Origin of the sequence: Xenorhabdus bovienii (assembly GCF_024721015.1) — a bacterium.
Lineage (GTDB): Bacteria > Pseudomonadota > Gammaproteobacteria > Enterobacterales > Enterobacteriaceae > Xenorhabdus > Xenorhabdus bovienii.
This window is the reverse complement of record NZ_JANAIF010000133.1, coordinates 1-4242: the sequence shown is the minus strand read 5'-3', so window position 1 is coordinate 4242 and position 4242 is coordinate 1. Positions and strand designations below refer to the sequence as shown.

Annotated in this window: 4 protein-coding genes and 2 pseudogenes; 2 read left to right on the top strand and 4 right to left on the bottom strand. The window is 44.2% G+C overall.

Features of this window, described 5'->3' with window-relative positions:
* On the top strand, nucleotides 1-225 hold a 225-nt coding region (locus tag NXS07_RS18740), incomplete at its 5' end, for a DDE-type integrase/transposase/recombinase (protein ID WP_258087384.1).
* A gap of 105 nt (nucleotides 226-330) precedes the next feature.
* Here the strand turns inward: NXS07_RS18740 and NXS07_RS18735 are convergent.
* From NXS07_RS18735 to NXS07_RS18725, 3 genes and pseudogenes are all read right to left on the bottom strand, one after another.
* Entirely contained in the window at nucleotides 331-630 is a 300-nt protein-coding gene (locus tag NXS07_RS18735; RefSeq protein WP_038224079.1) for a helix-turn-helix domain-containing protein, read from the bottom strand.
* A 2-nt stretch (nucleotides 631-632) separates the two neighbouring features.
* Nucleotides 633-974 carry a type II toxin-antitoxin system RelE/ParE family toxin gene (locus NXS07_RS18730; protein WP_038195863.1) on the bottom strand — a complete coding sequence of 114 codons (342 nt, stop codon included), beginning with the start codon at nucleotides 972-974 and terminating at the stop codon, nucleotides 633-635.
* A gap of 136 nt (nucleotides 975-1110) precedes the next feature.
* Nucleotides 1111-1203 (bottom strand): annotated as a pseudogene (locus tag NXS07_RS18725) (IS6 family transposase); the annotation flags it as partial.
* Between the two features lie 262 nt (nucleotides 1204-1465).
* Between NXS07_RS18725 and NXS07_RS18720 the strand changes: the two are divergent.
* Nucleotides 1466-1594 (top strand): annotated as a pseudogene (locus NXS07_RS18720) (IS5/IS1182 family transposase); the annotation flags it as partial.
* 58 nt (nucleotides 1595-1652) lie between these two features.
* On the opposite strand, the gene NXS07_RS18715 reads toward NXS07_RS18720, so the two are convergent.
* Nucleotides 1653-3431 carry an ABC transporter ATP-binding protein gene (locus tag NXS07_RS18715; protein WP_258087383.1) on the bottom strand — a complete coding sequence of 593 codons (1779 nt, stop codon included), beginning with the start codon at nucleotides 3429-3431 and terminating at the stop codon, nucleotides 1653-1655.
* Between the last annotated feature and the right edge of the window lie 811 nt (nucleotides 3432-4242).

Here is a 4242-nt window from a genome sequence, read left to right as displayed (position 1 = left end):
GGGATTGAAATCCGGCAAAATAAATACCTGAATAACCGCATTGAGCAAGACCCTCGCCATGTCAAACGTCGGATACGGCCGATGTTAGGCTTTAAATCGTTTCGCCGGGCCCAAACGATTTTAGCGGGGATAGAGCTCGTTTCGATGCTACGTAAAGGACAAGACTCACAATCAGAAGATAAGGCATTGTCACCGGCAGAAATGTTTTACCGATTAGCTGCATAAAATATAACCAATCCCACATTGACTCAGATTTTCTCTGTTAATGCGACAGAACCCTAGAGGCTAATGAGACGATGAGGCGTTACCGCCTACTATTAACCTCCTGAATCATAGATAGAATGCCACACGCTTACCGGTTGGAAGTGTCACATCAATACTTAATTCCCCTCCCAAGGCTGCCACATAGCGCTTGAGCGTTGAGAGGCGCGGATCATGATCCGCATTTTCCATTCGAGCAATGGAAGGCTGTTGAACACCCATAACGGCAGCAAGCTCCGCCTGTGACATGTCTAATTCATCACGTAACTGACTAAGGGCTAATTTGATGCTAGCCTGTTCAACTCGCTTTTCAATACGTGCCTGCATTTCTGGGCTTTCTTTTGCTAACAATTCTCTGTAATTAGCCATAATTATTTCTCCAAGTGACGGCGGTACTCAAAATCAGCTTGTCGGATCATTTCCTTGTAGAACCGTTTTTCATTTACCCCTGTTTTATTGCCAGCACATAAAACGATTGCCCGCCGCTTAGGGTCAAATGCAAAAAAAGCTCTAATCGGATCACCTGCGTGTTGAACACGCAATTCCTTCATGTTTGGAAAATCTGAGCCATGTAGCGTATCAACATAAGGCCTACCGAGATTCGGCCCGAATTTCTCTAATACACCCATTGCTTCGTAAATTGATTCCCTGAGTTCATCATCCTGAGCCAGAAACCACCCGTCAAAACACTCTGTCGTTATAACTTCCCACATATCTGCCTCATAACTTATTCGTTATGATTAAAGGTATAACATATTTGTTATATTATCAAGATCAATGTTGAAGGTTCTGTCGCATTAACAGAGAAAGTATGAGTGAATATATCCCCCCGTTCAACGAGCATTTCTTCGCTATTACGTAGGCTAGATACTCGCGAACACACTGAGCGATGATATCAACAGGATAGTGCAGACGTTTGAACGCTTTTCGGATAAGGGACATCGCTCTGGACTCGCTCAAAAACAGGGAAGCTTACCTGATGACCGCTTAATGCGACAGAACCTTGCCGTGCTACAAAATTTCCCATGAATACAATTCAACCGAATAAGCTCTGGCGTAAGTTTTACGAGGTTTTTATATTCTTAGCCGGCTTGCTTGTCTGGCTTTTCGGACAACTTAAACCCCTAACAACCTGTTCAGAGCCTTTACTAAAATACACTGAACCCTGATAATCTGAGGATGAGAAAAGTCTACCCCAGTGACATTAGTTGAACGCTCATTCAGTTGGTTGGAAAAATGTAGGCGGCTTTGGAAGAATTGCGAACTAAAACTAAATATTAGCCTGAAAATGGTCAATTTGGCCTTCTTAGCGGTGTTGTTAAAAAGACTCTGAACAGGTTGTTAGGAGAGCACAGCCTGGCAACAGGCTGTGCTTATCCGACAATGGAATTTTAGGTTGGCTCAGCTGTACGTAACAGTCCGGCATAGATGCCATCTGTTTCGACCAACTGTTGATGGGTTCCCCATTCTTCTAGCTGACCATCCTTGAGCACCAATATTTGATCCACATGACGAACAGTAGAGAGACGGTGCGCAATAGAGATGACCGTACGTTCGGATGCCATTTGTGCCAAAGCTAGAGAAATTGCCCTTTCCGTCGTGTTGTCTAGCGCACTGGTTGCTTCATCAAGCAGTAGAATTGGCGGGTTACGCAGGATCGTTCGAGCCAGCGCGAGGCGTTGCTTTTCTCCACCTGAAAAGCGGTAGCCACGTTCACCAACCTTGGTTTGATAGCCTTCAGGCAGCGAGACGATTAAATCATGGATTTGTGCAGTACGCGCAGATGCAACAAGATCCTCATCACTGGCCTCTGGGCGGGCAAAGCGTAAGTTTTCTGCGATGCTCGTATTCATGAGAAATGGGTCTTGCGTGACTACGCCGAGTACGCTTGCAAGTTGTTCAAAGCTCATCTCTCGAAGGTCAATGCCATCAATTGTAATCCGACCTTGACTCGGATCAACGAGTCGGGCCAGAAGATAACCGAAGGTACTTTTACCTGCACCTGTAGGTCCGACTATAGCCACATGACTACCTGCTGGAATATCTATTGATACGTTGCATAAGCTTGATATGTCAGTACTATCGTAGCTAAAACTGACGTTTTCAAATCGTACATGGCCACGCGGACCTTCATTACTGAAGTCCCGAGTCTGAACAGGTTCTACAATATCGGGAGGGGTGTCTAAATATTTAAAAATACGTGTAAATAGTGCCCGTGTAGTGCGCAATTTTACCGTGTTTTCCAATAAATTTTCTAAGGGCCACAGCAATTGTTCCTGTAGTGCGATCAAGGCTACGAGCGTACCGATGGTAACTGGCACGCCTTGTCCAATCAGCAAGCCGCCCAATAGTAATGTCAGCGCGGGCATCGCACCGAGTAGTAGTTCAATCACCGACCATGACCATTCACCTGCAGTATGTGCACGCACTTCTAAATGCAAGGTTTTGGACGATGCTTTTTCAAAGCGCTGGGTCAGAAAAAGACCGCGTGCCAAAGTACGCGACAGGATAATGCCTGGAGCTGATAGGGTCTCTTGTACGATCGCAGACATATCTGCATGACCATCTTGTTGTTGATGCGTCAGGCGTTCACGTATTAGTCCGACTCTGTGGCTGAGCCAGAGTGATGGCGGCAAGACGACAAAGGAGAACAGTGCAAGTCGCCAGTCCAGCAACAGCATCGCGATGGCGGTGGTTACTGTAATGCTGACATTGCGAACGATTTCGGTCACCGTATTGCTGACGACAGATTGAAGTCCGCCAATGTCACTGGCGATACTTGATTGAATTTCGCCTGTCCGAGTTTGTGTGAAAAAGCCAAGAGAAAGTGTTTGCAGGTGCCCATAGAGCCGTACCCGTAGCTCGTGCATAATGGCTTGACCTATCTTGGTAGATAATATCATTTGTATCACGTTAATCGCTGCGTTTAGAGCGGTAATCACGATCAAACCTAATGCTAACCAGCCAAGAAGCTGTATATCTTGTTGAGGTAGTGCAGTATCAATAATTTCGCGTAATAAAAAGGGCGCGAGAACGCCGACACTAGCCCCAATGACGATGAGTAAGCCAATAAAAAGAATGCGTCCTCGCCAAGGTTTAAATAGGGTCAGAATGCGTTGCAAAGAGACATGGCGTGCAGAAAGTTTTTCGTAATCGTCAAAATTATCCATATACTTCGTTATCCAAGTTTTAACTCAATTAATGGTGCTTTTTCCAAAATGCCTGATAGGGGTTCTACGCCGGAATCGCCGAAATTTCCGTCAGTTCACATGGTATCCTGATGATCGTACTGAGCTGTAGAATTCTCTCCTGTACCAGGTAACTCACAACCACAATACGTTATGACAGCGAATTAGCCCTTATATTACGGGTTTGAGATATTGATGTCGTAAGAAAAACCAGTTCTGGCAGAGGAACTCACATGCTAATAATTAACCATGCTTTATGGGGGTTTGTGCCCATTTCAGCGAAAAGTTCCACGAACGCAGATAAATTAATTTAAATCAGTTTGTTATGTTTTATTTAATCGCTTTTGATGCCGTAAATCCGCATATTGGTGTTCATCAGTGCACTATACATGGTGTTATTATTACGGTGCATTATACATCAGTCTGAGCTATTTTCTGCACTGAGTTTTAGTCAGTGCATTAAAGATACACTTAAATAGCACCGTAAATTACGGCTCAAATGCTCTCGCTAGCCCACAATAGAACTTTTCGCTGAAATGGGCGCAAGACCCTTTATAGGTAGTATTGTAGCTAAATTTGTTTGCCGACTATTTATAAGCAGTAAGATATCAATGGTTCGAACCGTAAGTTATGTGTAAAAAATGCAGTAGACAATATATATAAGCAAAAAATAATCGTAAGTATTATTAACAAAAAACCATTTCGTAGACACATGTAACCGACATTCCGCACCACTTTCAGGAATAAAATGATTCATAGGGTTGCCCCAATATTTTCAGCAGTTCATTTTGAT